This window comes from Salinimonas chungwhensis DSM 16280, assembly GCF_000378185.1.
GTDB classification, from domain to species: Bacteria; Pseudomonadota; Gammaproteobacteria; order Enterobacterales; family Alteromonadaceae; genus Alteromonas; species Alteromonas chungwhensis.
The window spans coordinates 198474-212383 of record NZ_KB899376.1 but is presented as its reverse complement, the minus strand read 5'-3'; the positions used below and the strand labels follow the sequence as shown (position 1 = coordinate 212383).

Below are 13910 nucleotides of genomic sequence, written 5' to 3'. Positions count from 1 at the left end.
GCCGCTTTTATAGAAACATCACGCTGACCTTACAACTTACAGATAATTGATATGCAAACAACAGACTCAACACGCCTGAACAAATTCATCAGCGAGACGGGCTTTTGCTCCCGCCGTGATGCCGATAAGTACATTGAACAGGGCGCCGTGCAGGTCAATGGTAAACGTGCTGAAGTGGGCACGAAAGTGCTGCCTGACGACATAGTAAAAGTAAATGGAAAACGAATCAGGCCAGCTGATAAAAGTAAGTTTGTTGTACTGGCGTTGAATAAACCGGTGGGTGTGGTAAGTACCACTGACAGTGCTGAAAAAGCGAATATTGTTAATCACATGCGCTATAAGGAGCGGATATTCCCGATTGGTCGACTGGACAAAGATTCTCAAGGCCTTATTTTTCTGACCAATAATGGTGATTTAGTCAACAAAGTGTTGCGAGCCGGCAACCAGCACGAAAAAGAATATATTGTCACTGTTGATAAGCCTCTGACAGAGGAATTTCTCAGCGGTATGCGTAATGGTGTACCTATTCTGGGCACTGTTACAAAACGTTGTAAAGTGGCCAAAGAAGGACGGTTCAGCTTCAAAATCATTTTGATTGAAGGTCTCAACCGTCAGATTAGACGCATGTGCAGCCACTTTGGCTATGAAGTTAACAAGCTCGAGCGTGTCAGAATCATGAACGTAAAGCTGAAGGGTCTGAAAATCGGACAATGGCGGGAATTGTCCAGCGATGAGCTGGCTACATTACTTAAATCTGTTGAGCACTCATCATCCGAGGCCCCGGCAGGACACCGCAGCTCAAGACCGAAACCCGGTGGTTATAAACAAAACAAGGGTAAGTCTGGAAAACACACACAACGGTCGCAAAAAAATCGAATAAGCCGGTCCGCGCCAAAACGCCCGAAAGGTTAATGTGTACACAAAGGACTGTGTAAGCATCTTGTCTGATGCTAATAGTGTTGTCGTTAGTTTAATTTTTGCGGGTAAAAAACCGTTACAGCAGTGCAAAAGCAAAAACCAGCGGCACAGTTAATTCCTGTCAACTGTCTGATCGATAACAATAAATGGGTCTTATTCTAAGTGTTTAGTGAGCGTCGCCGGTCAAATAAACAACACTGCTGTACAAAAACTAACCCTATGATTTTATTAATACTTTTCAAATAAAAACTTGACCCTGCAGACAACGACGATTACTATGCACTTCTCAAATGGCGCAAAGCCAGATTGTATCGCCAATCAGGTTTAAGCACATCGCTATTTGTTCGTGGAGTGGTACCCAAGCGGTCAACGGGAGCAGACTGTAAATCTGCCGGCTCAGCCTTCGCAGGTTCGAATCCTGCCCGCTCCACCATCTTTTCTTTCTGGCACTTATGTCAGCATACTGCTATTACCGCTACCCTATTCAATACGCACCAATTGGAAATTAAAAATTTTATTTTCAGGAACTTATATTGATAGTTTTACGCCATTCGGTGAAGCATAAAAACGCATATAACCAGTTGAATCCTTAAGACTCATGCAGGTTCTGGAAACTCACATAATCTTGCACAACTAACCCGCCATCATGCGCATTTGTAACAATCCGTCATAAGTGCAGATCTGGCTTATCTCCATTTTATCAATGGCAATTTGAGTTGCAGAATAAATCACGAAGAACACGGAACCCCATGCAATCAGCAGAAAATATCCGGTTTAAATCTGAATAAGAATACCGCGTTATCTCTTTTTCATTCGCTGACTTTGTGCCTGACGTTTCTCGGTACGTTTTTCCTTACGATCCTGCTTCTGAGGCGTTAGAGAGCCTTCTTTAAATTGCTGTTTGCGCTTTTCTTTTTTTGCCTGCTTTTTCGCTGCGGCCTCAGCTACTTCGAGATTCTCTCTGACAACCATCTCCGGGGTTTCAAGTGTTATTCTCCCCAATTTTCCTGACTGTAATTCCTTTAACAATATTTCGCAGATTTTATGTAAGTTAACGCGACCGCCGCTCATAATTGCGCCACGTTTTTTGGCGGCAGCTTCTAAAAACGCAAGTTCAGTGTCGGGTAACTCATCCAGTTTGAATCGCTGTTGCATCATCTCTGGATATGCCTGAATTAAATAGTCGGCAGCAAAAAAACCGACATCATCGTACTCCATTGCGGTATTTTTAACAGCGCCAGACGCTGCCAGACGGTAGATAGACTGGGGATTTTCTATTTTTGGCCATAACACACCAGGGGTATCATGCAACACGATGCCACTTCCTAAATTGATCCGCTGCTGGCTTTTGGTGACCGCTGGTTCGTTGCCGGTCTTGGCGATGATACGGCCGGCCAAAAGATTTATCAGGGTCGACTTCCCTACGTTCGGAATACCGGTGATCATGGCATTTATCGACTTTACCTGAGCATCTTTTTGCGCGCAGACGCTGCGAATGAGATTAATAATTTGCTTACCACCTGCCGGGTTATCATTGGAAGTCGTAATTGTTTTAACGCCGCGCTCCGATTCCAGGTGCGCCTGCCACTGTGCGGTAAGTTCAGGGTCAGCCAAATCAAATTTATTCAAAATTTTAATACAGGGTTTGTCGCCTCTGATTTTAGCAATTTCCGGATTTTCGCTGGAAAAGGGAATGCGGGCATCAAGCACTTCAATTAAGACATCAACCTGACTTAATGATTCTTTTATTTCTTTCAGGGCCTTGTGCATATGCCCTGGAAACCACTGTAACGCCACGTTTTTTTTCCTTTACATTAATAAAATAGGAGCAAGTTTTAGCCCAAACGAACCGGATGTGCTGACTGGATAACACCCTGTTATTGCCCATCAAAGGGTTAACTGAAAAACCGATAAGGTGACCGCACTGGCCAGGTTCAGCGAATCAATTTTACCGCTACCGTTAATAGTAAATGGCTGTGCATCGCATTCAACAAGTGCCTGAGCAGGGACACCACGTGCCTCATTGCCGAATAAGTAACAGTCAAAGTCGCGAAAGTGACTATCACTGATGTTGGTACCCTGCATATCTAGACAGGCAATCGAACTAAAACGGCCCGGCAAAGCAGATAAGCTCACATCCAGCTCAACAGGAACATGAAATATGGCTCCCATGCTGGCGCGAACAACTTTAGAGTTATACGGATCCACACTGCCCGGGCTTAGTAACAAACGAAATTGTCCGAACCACGCCAGACTGCGCAAAATCGTGCCCAAGTTGCCGGGGTCCTGGACTTCATGCAGATAAATACAGCGTGCACTTGATTTGCCCGACGCAGGCGCTTTGCCGGGTATTGGCACACAGGCAATAATTCCCTGTGGCGACTTAGTATCGCTAAGCTGGCTCATTTGTCGCTGACTGACTGGTTTTACAGTGTACTGACTATCTAACTGTTCAGCCCATGATTCGTATTCCGGCGTCACATAGAGTGTGATCGTTACATTGGTATACCCGGCAGTGCAGGCTTTATCCAACTCCAGTATTAAGTGCTCACCTTCTACCAGATAGAAGCCAAACTGTGAGCGATATTTTTTTTGATGGAGCTTTTTGACATCATCCAGTTTCATAATCACCTGTTTTTGTGCCCTGGTGTGCATTCGCTTTCTGACCGATTCCAATGATACTTCAACGTCGATACCCGTAAACTGCGTACCTTATACGCGTTCAGTGTCTGTTTTCAGGTATGCCGGCAATTGTGAATATTGGCGTGTCCTATTCGTGAAAATACCCGGGCTAATAGTTAAGCAGCCCAATTTTATCTGGTACACCGTTCCACTCATCAGCATCTGCCGGTGCGGGTTTAAGCTCTGTGATGTTAGGCCACTGTTGTGCCAATTCATCATTCAGGGCTAAAAACGGTGCCTGGTCAGGCGTTAAGTGGGTATCCTGCACAATTGCATCCGCCGGGCACTCTGGCACACAAAGCGCACAATCTATACAGATAGCCGGATCAATTGCTAAAAAATTAGGCCCTTCAAAAAAGGCATCCACAGGGCACACTGCAACACAGTCTGTATATTTACAATTGATGCAATTGTCGGTCACTACAAAGGTCATTACTAGCTAGTTACGAGATTATTTTTCATAGCTGACAAGTCTAAAGTAGCACGGTCAAAAAACAAGTTTTCTTCATACACTGGCTTGTGCAATCTGTCCCGGCCCTATCTAAAGCACAATAAGTCATTTAAAATGCCCGGCCCTGACAGAAAAGGCTGTCCGGTGTTTATAAGAGTAACTGTATTATGCTGCGTTTAACCGATATTAAATTACCCCTTGATCATGATGAGCAGGCTATTGAACTGGCTGTGCTGACAAGGCTGGACATCGGTAAAGATGACCTCAAGGCCGTTACCGTGTTCAAGCGCGGTTATGACGCCCGGAACAACAAAAATATACTGCTTATTTATACGCTGGACGTGGAGGTCGCTAATGAGGCGGAATTGTTACAGCAATTCAGTCAGGACCCCCGGGTACGGTTGACGCCGGATATGCAATACAAGTTTGTAGCTGAAGCGCCGGCTACACTGACCCAACGCCCGGTGGTAGTCGGGCTTGGTCCCTGCGGGTTATTTGCAGCGTTGATACTGGCGCAAATGGGTTTTAAGCCTATTGTGGTCGAACGCGGTAAAGCGGTGCGTGAACGTACCAAAGATACCTTTGGCTTCTGGCGCAAACAACCGCTCAATCCTGAGTCGAATGTGCAATTTGGTGAAGGCGGGGCCGGTACATTCTCTGATGGCAAACTGTATAGTCAGGTTAAAGATCGTAAGCATTATGGTCGCAAGGTATTGCACGAATTTGTCGCGGCCGGTGCACCCGAAGAAATTATGTATGTCAGCAAGCCGCATATTGGCACCTTTAAGCTGGTCAACATGGTGGAAAAAATGCGTGCCCAGATCATCGCGCTGGGAGGCGAAATTCGTTTTAGTACTCGCGTGGAAAAGCTGGATATTCAGGATAATAAAATTCAGGGCTTGTTTCTTTCTGATGACCAATACCTGGCCAGCAATCATGTGGTACTGGCAGTGGGTCATAGTGCCCGCGATACCTTTAAAGCGCTTTACGACCAAGGCGTCTATATCGAAGCCAAGCCTTTTTCGGTGGGTTTTAGAATTGAACACGAGCAAAGTATGATTGATCAGTGCCGGTTTGGTGACAATGCCGGCAATCCTATTTTGGGCGCCGCGGATTATAAGCTGGTTCATCATTGTAAAAACGGGCGAACTGTCTACAGCTTTTGTATGTGTCCTGGCGGCACAGTGGTCGCTGCAGCCTCAGAACCTGGCCGGGTAGTCACCAATGGCATGAGCCAGTATTCACGTCATGAACGTAATGCCAATAGCGCTATTGTTGTGGGCATTACACCTGAGCAGGATTTTCCGGGTCATCCGTTGGCTGGCATTGCTTTGCAACGGCAGTTGGAAGAGCTTGCCTACACGGCGGGCGGAGAAAACTACCATGCGCCCGCGCAGTTGATCGGTGATTTTCTGGCTGGCAAACCCAGTTCCGATTTAGGTGACGTTGCCCCCTCCTACACCCCGGGGGTCACGCTGACAGATTTAAGCAAAGTTGTGCCTGACTATGTCACTCAGTCTATTCAGGAAGCTATACCGGCGTTCGATAAGCAGATCAAGGGGTTTGCCAAACGGGACGGGCTTTTAACCGGCGTTGAAACCCGCACCTCTTCTCCGGTATGTATTAAACGCGGTGCCAACTATCAAAGCGTGAACACCCAGGGCCTCTACCCGGCTGGCGAAGGGGCTGGCTATGCAGGTGGTATCTGGTCGGCAGGTATCGATGGCATCCGGGTAGCAGAGGCCGTTGCGCTGGCAATGATCGGCAGTGACTAATACCGCTGTCATATTCCGTGTAGTTGTAATTAGCTTCCGTTGCAGACGCTTTGAAACGCGCCGAGTAATGCCTGAACCTATGCTGCATAAACTTGCATAAAAACAATAAGCCGCTCTAATCTTCAGTACCGGGCACTATAGGTATCTATCAGATGTTTAAAGTCGAGGTCGGCTGACAGACAAGTCGAAAAAAATCATAGTCGCGTACAGATATTGATTTCTTTGATTATAAAATAAACTAATTAATGTCAAAATAATTAACACTTTAGTATTATAAGCATCTTAGAAAATTTATAACTTATTGTATTTCAACATTTATTACGGTTGGCACATTTGGTGCATTACCCGGTCAGATCAACCTTTTAATCGCGTCGGAATAACCCCTGCGATTGCAGTAGTAAAGGAAAATACAATGAAACTACGTCATATTTTTGCCTCCTTAGCCTTATCTCTTACAGCTATCGGCTCCGCCAGCGCTGCTACCATTATACTTGATGAACCAGGTAGAGGTTTTACCTCCAGTGCGATGGCAGATGCACCCTTAGGCAATGGCGCGTGGTCTGCCAATACCTTTGGAGAACCTGAAAGTTATTCTCAACAGTATATTTTATGGGAAAGTAGCGCCGCTGATGCTGACTATCGTCTGGGCGATTTGATGAGCTTAAGTTTCGAGACACTGAAACCTTCAGGCGACAATGACTTTTTTATACAAATTTATACATTCAAAGATGGTACAAATGATGGCGCTAGTTGGTACGGCCAACGCATCACCTTTGACCCGCTTTATGCAAAAAATAAAAATGCACCGGCCGATACCTGGAATACGTGGTCAACCGCAGAAGGTGAAAACCAACTCGCTATATATGACCATCAGAATTTTGGTGGATATGAAGCTCCTACATTTGCTGAGCTTATGGACGAAAATTACAGCGATGATGAATACTACACTTTCCCCGGGGTAAATTATGCATCAGAAATTATTAAGGGAATTGTAGTGAAGACCGGCAGTGGCTGGGCCAACACATTCGAAGGATCTATAGATAATATCAATCTGGAATTTACCGGCAACCGCAGCTTACAGATTGATTTAGAACCTGCTTCTGTTCCTGCGCCGTCTACTTTTGTTTTATTCGTACTGGCCCTGGGTGGGCTGGCGGCGCGCCGCATTAATCGCGCGTAAAAACTGTAAGCAGTAGCGCTGCTAAACCCATTTGTGCATAACAACGGGTTTAGCAGCCTTTATTATCCATCATTCTACGCCTTCTGAAATCCCCCGCTACCTGATCTTTCGCAACAAGCTGAGCTATCAGCCAGCCCCTACTTGTATGTTTCAGGTTTGGCCAGCCAGCCTGTCAAATGTCAGCTTTACCACATCGGCATCGTCAACCGGAAAGGTGTGGCTGATAACGATAAGTATACGGCTTTCATACAATGGTTTTATATTGGAATAGATCCGCCGGGCCAGCGCTGTTTCAATGCCCGTAAAGGGCTCATCAAGAATACATATTGATCTTTGCTGCAGTAACACTCTGGCCAGCGCCAGACGACGCTTTTGCCCCCCGGAAAGCAGAATACCCGCCTCTTCAGGCTGGCAATTGAGACCCTCAGGCAGTGTTTTAAGCAGAAAAGATAACTCAACCAACTCCAGCACGCTTATCAACTCGGCGTCACTATAGCGGTTGGCCGGGTCAAGATTGTCGCGAAGGCTGGCGTCCAGAAAATCTGGATGTTGTGTCAGATAAGTCACGGCTGTGTTGTCAGTTGTGTCAGGCAGTGTAATATAGCCCGCTGACAAGGGGTGAACACCCGCGATCACACTGGCCAGCGTAGACTTCCCGCGGCCGGATTCGCCCTGTATCCAATAAATGTTGTCTGGCTCAAATACCGCATTTACCTTATTCAGAATTCTGCGATGAGACTGAAAAGCACTTACCCCGGTTAGCTGTAAATTTTGATTATTGCCTTTAACGTAAAACTCCGATTCCGGCATGTTATCGCCAACCCGGCTGTCGAGACGCCGTGCGGCTGCCAGTGTTTTTCCATATTGCGCTAACTGCCCGGGCAGTTCAGCTATTACCTCAGCCCACACCAGCGTGCTCAAGGTAAGCATAATCGCCTGGGCAGCCTCAGCCGGAGATGCTGTAAGCACTAACAGCGTATAAGTGAAGGTAAACACAAATAACCCCTGCCCTGCCATATTCACTATAGTCTGCGCGAAAGACGTGTGCTGAAAATAGCGCTTCTCGATAGCCGTAATTTGCTCAGACAATTGCATTATATGCTTACAGGCATCCTCTTCGTGGTCCCAGACAACAAGCTCTGTCATGGCAGCTGTGATATTCATCGCCAGGTGTCTGTGTTTATAGCGATAATGAAGAAGTTTTATGGCCAGCACCCGCTGCATGCGAACCATCCGGATAACAGTCACTAACGTGATAACCGCAGCCACAAATAGCGCCGCCGCTAATATTGCTGTGTAAAATTGCCAGAAAATAGCCAGCACAACGCTCGCACCAAGTGATGTGACAACTGGCATAAATATTCGCAGATACAGGTTATCCATTGTGGCTATGTCGCCCACATACTGCTGTACTTTTTCAGAGAGGCTGACGGTGGCCTTAGACTGAAACGATGCCAGATTTAAGCCAGCGAAGAATTGTTCCCTCCAGGCGGCCTGCAATGATAAAACCAAGTCATGACTAAATAGCCGCTCACAGTAACGACTGACGGTTCGCCCCACTGCGAAAAATCGAATACCCGCACCTGGCGCGTAGACCTCAAGTGTCATCATCACTGCCGATGCCGTAATTAACCAACCCGACAAGGAGAGCAGGCCCACCCCGAATAAGACCGTCAGCAAGGCCAGAGAGCAAACAAAAACTGCGATAAATTTTGTACCGCTAAGAGGACGTAACCATTGAGTTAATAGCTTTACATCCTGCATTAATCGTCCACCCGCACAGTAAGGTCAGCCATCGCTATTAATGTTTCATCATGGGTCGCCACTATTACCAGTTTGCCGTTGTTTGCTGCACTGGCCAGGCATCCCCGAACGATATAGGCGGATTGCTCATCAAGGTTTTCGGTTGGCTCGTCGGCAATGATAACGGGCTTGTTGCTCAGCAAACATCGTAACAATGCGATACGACGTTTTTCACCGCCTGAGAGCCCCTGACCTTCTGGTAAATGAGTATCCAGGCCAAATGTCAGTTGTGAGAGCAACGCCGCCATGCCAATTTGCGACAGGCCTTTGATAATCGCTTCATCACTATGTGTTTCAAACTGATTGATGGTATTGCGCAGTGATCCTGCGGGTAAAAAAGGCTCCTGAGCCAGATATGCAAACATGTGGCGGTAGTTAGCGGGCCGGACCAGCACGCCCTCATAGGGCTGCATACCAGTGATAATGCGCAGCAGTGTTGTTTTTCCGCTACCAGAGCCACCACATACTGCGGTCAAAGAAGAACACGGCAATGTGATATCTGGAAAAGAAATAAAATAACCACCGGGTAACGCTGCACTTAATGCCTTCCAGTATATTAGGCGGCTCGTTCTGGTACCGTCTGTGAACGCTGTGGTTAGGCTTTGCTGGCCTTCGGTCAATTGCCCGCCTGCATTTCTGCTCATGTTACAAATGAGCGAGGCTGCGCCTAACGCCTCTGCTCTGTCATGATAACTTTGTGCGAACTTACGTAATGGCGAGAAGTATTCCGGCGCAAGCAGCAGTAAATACAGGCCGCTAAAAAGTGTCAGCGTATCAGCGCTAAGCCAGCTGATATAACCCAGCAGGCCAAATCCTACATACAAGGCAATAGCGGCGATAGCAACACTGGAAAAAAACTCCAGCACAGCCGAAGAAAGAAAAGCTATTTTAAGTACCGCCATGTTGGCGTGCTTGTATCTTTTTCCTGCTTCGACAACTTCTTTTGTGGCAATATCTTGCGCATCGAAAAGATGGAGAAGAAGCAGGTTTTTTACTTTGTCAGTGAACGTTCGGTTTAACAAATAAGCTTCATGACTATGTTTTCTGCTGACTTGCTCTGCCCCCATGCCCACGATGACCATAAATATCGGAATGATCGGTCCGCTTAACAGAAGTAATGTTCCGACAACCGGGTTGACAGCAACACTAACCACTAAAATGATAAGGGGTGACAGAACCACCAAATAGCGGTTTACTGTAAATCGCTCAATATAGCCTTCCAACGCTGCAATGGGCTCGCTAACGAGCGCCCCGTCTGCACGTCTTATAGTGTGACCTGACTTAACCAGCGCCTGCCAGTCGCCTAAAATGCCGGCAGATGCTTGGTCCAATGCCTGACGGGCCGCGATACTGGCAAACCATTGCTGAACAACTGGCATCGTCACCCTCAGCAGGGTAACGATTGCCAGCCAGAAAAACGGCCAGTAAAGCCGAGCAACAACCACCTCGTTCACAATAACTTGCTCAGCCAACCAGGCCACCAGATACAACTGAATGACTGTAGCGAACGTGTGAAACACTCCTGCCACTACTGCCAGCCGGGTAGATTGCTTAACCCTGGCAGACAGACCTTTGAGGTAACCTGCAGGCGATATCGCCTCGCGCGCTTTTTGGATCAATGTTAATGGTATCCATCATCCGCAGTCACCTTGCCTCGGAAAACCCAGTATGTCCAGGCGGTATAAGCCAGCACAATGGGAATGACAAAAAGAAAACCGATCAGTAGAAACAGCTGCGATTCCGGCGCTGAAGCAGCATCCTTAAGCGTGTAAGTGGGTGGCACCACGTAGGGCCACTTGCTGGCAAGCAAGCCAAGATAGGTGAAAATAAACATGCCCATCGTGGCCACGAATGGTGAACCCTGGCGCTTTTTGGATACTGAGCGGTAGAGCCAAATGACACATAAAAAGCCGAGCACGGGTAACAACCAGATGTATGAAGGGCCACTAAACCATCTGTCGGCGGTAAAAGTATCTACAAAAGGGGTCCAGGTACTAATGACACAGAATACTGCGACTACCACAAACAATAATGGTTTTACCAGCCTGTACGCCCACTGCTGCGTGGCGCCGGTCGACTTCATCACCAACCAGGTAGCGCCCAGTAACGCATACCCTGCCACCAGCCCTAGTCCGGTAAACGCGGTGAAGGGAGTAAGCCAGTCGAAAGCACCGCCTACATAACGCATGTTTTCCGTTTCAAACCCCTGGATATAAGCTCCTACTACAGCACCTTGCGCGAATGCGGCAATCGTAGAGCCTATGGCAAATGACCAGTTCCACAGATAGCGCGACGTATGGGCTTTGAGCCTGAATTCAAAGGCCACACCGCGGAAAATCAGCCCTGCCAGTAATAAAAACACCCCGATATAAAGCGCGGGTAAAAATATCGTATACACAATGGGAAAGGCAGCCAGAAGACCCGCACCGCCCAATACCAGCCATGTTTCATTGCCATCCCACACCGGTGCGATAGAATTCATCATAATGTCCCGGTCTTCTTCTGTCGGCGCGAACATAAATAATACGCCAAGGCCGAGGTCAAAGCCATCCATTAGCACGTACATGATTACACCAAATGCGATAATACCAGCCCAGATGTAAGTTAAGTCGAAGATAGGTTCACTCATCACTATTGTCCTTAATCAAAGCTAACATCAGCAGCCGACAGCGGCCGTTTGGGGCGATGCTGTTCATCATTAACATGATCGGGAACTTCCGTGCCTTTTTGCAACACCCGGGTTAAATAGTACAGGCCAGCAATAAAAACACAGGCGTATACCAGCATATATCCAATCAATGTGAATAGCGCCATGCCACCGGTAAGCGAGGGAGTGACTGCCTCAGCATGTGTCATTTGTTCATAAACAAGATAAGGCGCCCGTCCTACTTCGGTGACAATCCAGCCCGACAAAACAGCGATGAACGGCGTTATCGTCATTACTCTTAACGTCTGCAAATACCAGCGTTTGTGCATGTAAGCCCGCTTGCGACGTAATAATAAGCCCGTAAAAGCCACCAGCACCATAAGCAGCCCCATTACTACCATCACACGAAATGCCCAAAACACAACGGGGACATTGGGCTGTAACTCTGGAGGTTTTTCTTTGATACCGGGTACCACCCCGTCCCAGTCATGGGTTAAGACATAACTTGCCAGCTTTGGAATTTTCACTTCAAAGTGGTTGGTCTGGTTTTCCTGATCAGGTATGGCAAATAAAAGCAATGGCGCGCCTGCCCGGGTTTCCCAATTACCCTCCATGGCTGCCACTTTTGTAGGCTGATGCTCCAACGTATTCAGGCCGTGAAGATCCCCGACAAAAACCTGTAAAGGGGTTAAAAACAATAACAGCCAGAGTGTCATGGACAAGGATTTTCGATGCAACTGCATATCGTGTTTTTTAATCAAAAACCAAGCGCTTACACCCGCAACAACAAATCCACCAGTTAAAAAGGAGGCTAATGCCATGTGCGAGAATCTGTACCAGAATGAATCGTTGAAAATTGCAGCCTGCCAGTCAACAACCCGATAAATTCCATCGATGACTTCAACACCCGCGGGAGTATGCATCCAGCTGTTTGCTGACAAAATCCAGAAAGAGGATATAAACGTGCCAAATGAAACCATACAAGCTGCAAAAAAATGAACACCATTTGGGACCTTTCCACGGCCGAATAACAATATTCCCAAAAACGCCGCTTCAAGAAAAAAAGCGGTTACGACTTCGTAACTTAAAACCGGTCCCAAAAAATTTGCCGTAGCCAGCGCAAAATTACTCCAGTTGGTACCAAACTGAAACGACATAACAATACCCGATACCACTCCCATACCAAACACAACTGCGAATACCTGCGTCCAAAATGCGCCAAGCCTTTCCCACTTTGGATTATCAGTTTTAAACGCCATGCCATACACCAGCGCCAAATAAGATGCCAGACCTATGGTGAACACTGGAAAAATTGCGTGAAAAGAGACAACAAAAGCAAACTGAATGCGTGAAATGACAACGGGGTCGAGCTCCATTTGTATATCCTTTTATTGCAGGTTGGTTAGCGCAGATTGTGCAATAATTAAACGTTTTAAATTTAAAATCGTACTAAAAGCACTTATATCGCAATTGTACGATATAAAGGTTTATAGGGAGGGTCAAGTTACATTTTTATTATATCCAACCTCCATTAGGAATAAGCAGAGGGTGATTTCAACAAGATGGGACGGTTGCACAACATTACATTTGTCTAATTTTTAAACTATTGAAATTGGAGCAACGTAAATTCAGGTTAGACATAAACGCGCATTGTGTAGCACTAGAGATAGGTAATTGCGTGTGATTTTCCATCACAAAAGAGGATTTACATGATGAAAAAAGTCGTAACAGGCGCCCTTGCTGGTGCTGCTATCTTGTTTCATACGCCGGTTTTTGCTGCGCCAATTATGGGTGGCCAGACCAATGTTCAGGTGACGGCACCTTTAGCGGATTTGGGCATCACCCCGGCGCTGCTTAACGGGGAGTTAGTTTCTGCAGAGCCGCTTACTCTGGGTTTTGGCATTACCGGAGGAGATCTGGATTTCACTTCTCTTGCAGGCACCATTGAACACACCGGATCCAGTATAAGCTTAACCGGGGACTTAGGCACAGACGACGAAAGCGATGATGTAACCGTAGTGTTGAGCGACTTTTTAATCGACACAACCACGGCAACGCTGGCAGCAGATGTTAATGGTGGAGGAATGACGGATTTGTTTAGTCTTGATCTGTCAGGCCTTGATGCCGCTGCCATAACAGATTTGGATAATCCTCAGATTTCCCTTACTTTTTTAAGCGCGGCCAGCGAACTGCTGGAAGATGTTTTTCAGCTACAGGAAGGGGCCTTAATGGGCGCGCAGTTTGGTCTTGCTGCAACCTCTCCTATGCCCGCTGAAGTTTCCGAGCCTGTGCTTTTCGGCGCACTTGCCGGTGGTTTTTTCGGCCTTGCACTTTACAGACGCAAGGTCAGATAATGTAAACGTCTGTTGAAAAGCCGGTTGCAGCAAACAACGCCATCCGGCTTTATTTACTGCTTTTTAATGCTATGTAATGTGTATTCCAAATAGTATTGCA

General features: G+C 46.9%; 11 protein-coding genes and 1 tRNA gene. 5 read left to right on the top strand and 7 right to left on the bottom strand.

The genetic code is table 11. The annotated features are described in order from the left end of the window. Positions 1-51: 51 nt before the first annotated feature. Positions 52-912: a 23S rRNA pseudouridine(2604) synthase RluF gene (rluF, locus tag F458_RS0101015; protein WP_018981506.1), complete on the top strand. Its 861-nt coding sequence runs from the start codon at positions 52-54 to the stop codon at positions 910-912. 354 nt (positions 913-1266) lie between these two features. Continuing rightward, positions 1267-1351: transfer RNA gene (locus tag F458_RS0101010), tRNA-Tyr, on the top strand. Positions 1352-1716: 365 nt separating this feature from the next. On the opposite strand, the gene ylqF is transcribed toward F458_RS0101010, so the two are convergent. From ylqF to fdxA, 3 genes are all read right to left on the bottom strand, one after another. Then, positions 1717-2715 carry a ribosome biogenesis GTPase YlqF gene (gene ylqF, locus F458_RS0101005; RefSeq protein WP_018981505.1) on the bottom strand — a complete coding sequence of 333 codons (999 nt, stop codon included), beginning with the start codon at positions 2713-2715 and terminating at the stop codon, positions 1717-1719. Between the two features lie 90 nt (positions 2716-2805). Further along, positions 2806-3543 (bottom strand): TrmH family RNA methyltransferase, encoded by a 738-nt coding sequence (locus F458_RS0101000; protein ID WP_026294395.1) that lies wholly within the window; start codon positions 3541-3543, stop codon positions 2806-2808. Positions 3544-3709: 166 nt separating this feature from the next. Then, positions 3710-4033 carry a ferredoxin FdxA gene (gene fdxA, locus F458_RS0100995; protein WP_018981503.1) on the bottom strand — a complete coding sequence of 108 codons (324 nt, stop codon included), beginning with the start codon at positions 4031-4033 and terminating at the stop codon, positions 3710-3712. Between the two features lie 185 nt (positions 4034-4218). On the opposite strand from fdxA, the gene F458_RS0100990 reads away from it, so the two are divergent. Next, positions 4219-5826 (top strand): NAD(P)/FAD-dependent oxidoreductase, encoded by a 1608-nt coding sequence (locus F458_RS0100990; protein WP_018981502.1) that lies wholly within the window; start codon positions 4219-4221, stop codon positions 5824-5826. A 412-nt stretch (positions 5827-6238) separates the two neighbouring features. After that, a complete protein-coding gene (locus tag F458_RS0100985; RefSeq protein WP_018981501.1) occupies positions 6239-7006 on the top strand; it encodes a PEP-CTERM sorting domain-containing protein in 768 nt (255 codons plus the stop codon). A gap of 150 nt (positions 7007-7156) precedes the next feature. On the opposite strand, the gene F458_RS0100980 is transcribed toward F458_RS0100985, so the two are convergent. The 4 genes from F458_RS0100980 to F458_RS0100965 are packed head-to-tail and all read right to left on the bottom strand — an operon-like array spanning position 7157 to position 12832. Further along, positions 7157-8770, bottom strand: a complete 1614-nt coding sequence (locus F458_RS0100980; protein ID WP_018981500.1) for an amino acid ABC transporter ATP-binding/permease protein — start codon at positions 8768-8770, stop codon at positions 7157-7159. Then, the gene (locus F458_RS0100975; protein ID WP_018981499.1) at positions 8770-10428 is read right to left on the bottom strand and encodes an ABC transporter ATP-binding protein/permease; all 1659 of its coding nucleotides are present in this window, start codon (positions 10426-10428) and stop codon (positions 8770-8772) included. The genes F458_RS0100980 and F458_RS0100975 overlap by 1 nt, the downstream gene beginning before the upstream one ends. A gap of 2 nt (positions 10429-10430) precedes the next feature. Continuing rightward, a complete protein-coding gene (cydB, locus tag F458_RS0100970; RefSeq protein ID WP_018981498.1) occupies positions 10431-11438 on the bottom strand; it encodes a cytochrome d ubiquinol oxidase subunit II in 1008 nt (335 codons plus the stop codon). An 11-nt stretch (positions 11439-11449) separates the two neighbouring features. Continuing rightward, complete coding sequence (locus F458_RS0100965; protein ID WP_018981497.1) at positions 11450-12832, bottom strand: cytochrome ubiquinol oxidase subunit I; 1383 nt, start codon at positions 12830-12832, stop codon at positions 11450-11452. Positions 12833-13165: 333 nt separating this feature from the next. On the opposite strand from F458_RS0100965, the gene F458_RS0100960 reads away from it, so the two are divergent. Further along, a complete protein-coding gene (locus F458_RS0100960) occupies positions 13166-13810 on the top strand; it encodes a hypothetical protein (protein WP_156824136.1) in 645 nt (214 codons plus the stop codon). The last annotated feature ends 100 nt before the right edge of the window (positions 13811-13910 follow it).

What these genes read in the sequence shown, in the direction of transcription:
- F458_RS0100990 (WP_018981502.1), top strand. Translation starts at nt 4,219, where the DNA reads ATGCTGCGTTTAACCGATATTAAATTACCCCTTGATCATGATGAGCAG.
- F458_RS0101000 (WP_026294395.1), bottom strand. Translation starts at nt 3,543, where the DNA reads ATGAAACTGGATGATGTCAAAAAGCTCCATCAAAAAAAATATCGCTCA.
- F458_RS0100965 (WP_018981497.1), bottom strand. Translation starts at nt 12,832, where the DNA reads ATGGAGCTCGACCCCGTTGTCATTTCACGCATTCAGTTTGCTTTTGTT.
- fdxA (WP_018981503.1), bottom strand. Translation starts at nt 4,033, where the DNA reads ATGACCTTTGTAGTGACCGACAATTGCATCAATTGTAAATATACAGAC.
- F458_RS0100960 (WP_156824136.1), top strand. Translation starts at nt 13,166, where the DNA reads ATGATGAAAAAAGTCGTAACAGGCGCCCTTGCTGGTGCTGCTATCTTG.
- rluF (WP_018981506.1), top strand. Translation starts at nt 52, where the DNA reads ATGCAAACAACAGACTCAACACGCCTGAACAAATTCATCAGCGAGACG.
- F458_RS0100985 (WP_018981501.1), top strand. Translation starts at nt 6,239, where the DNA reads ATGAAACTACGTCATATTTTTGCCTCCTTAGCCTTATCTCTTACAGCT.
- cydB (WP_018981498.1), bottom strand. Translation starts at nt 11,438, where the DNA reads ATGAGTGAACCTATCTTCGACTTAACTTACATCTGGGCTGGTATTATC.
- F458_RS0100980 (WP_018981500.1), bottom strand. Translation starts at nt 8,770, where the DNA reads ATGCAGGATGTAAAGCTATTAACTCAATGGTTACGTCCTCTTAGCGGT.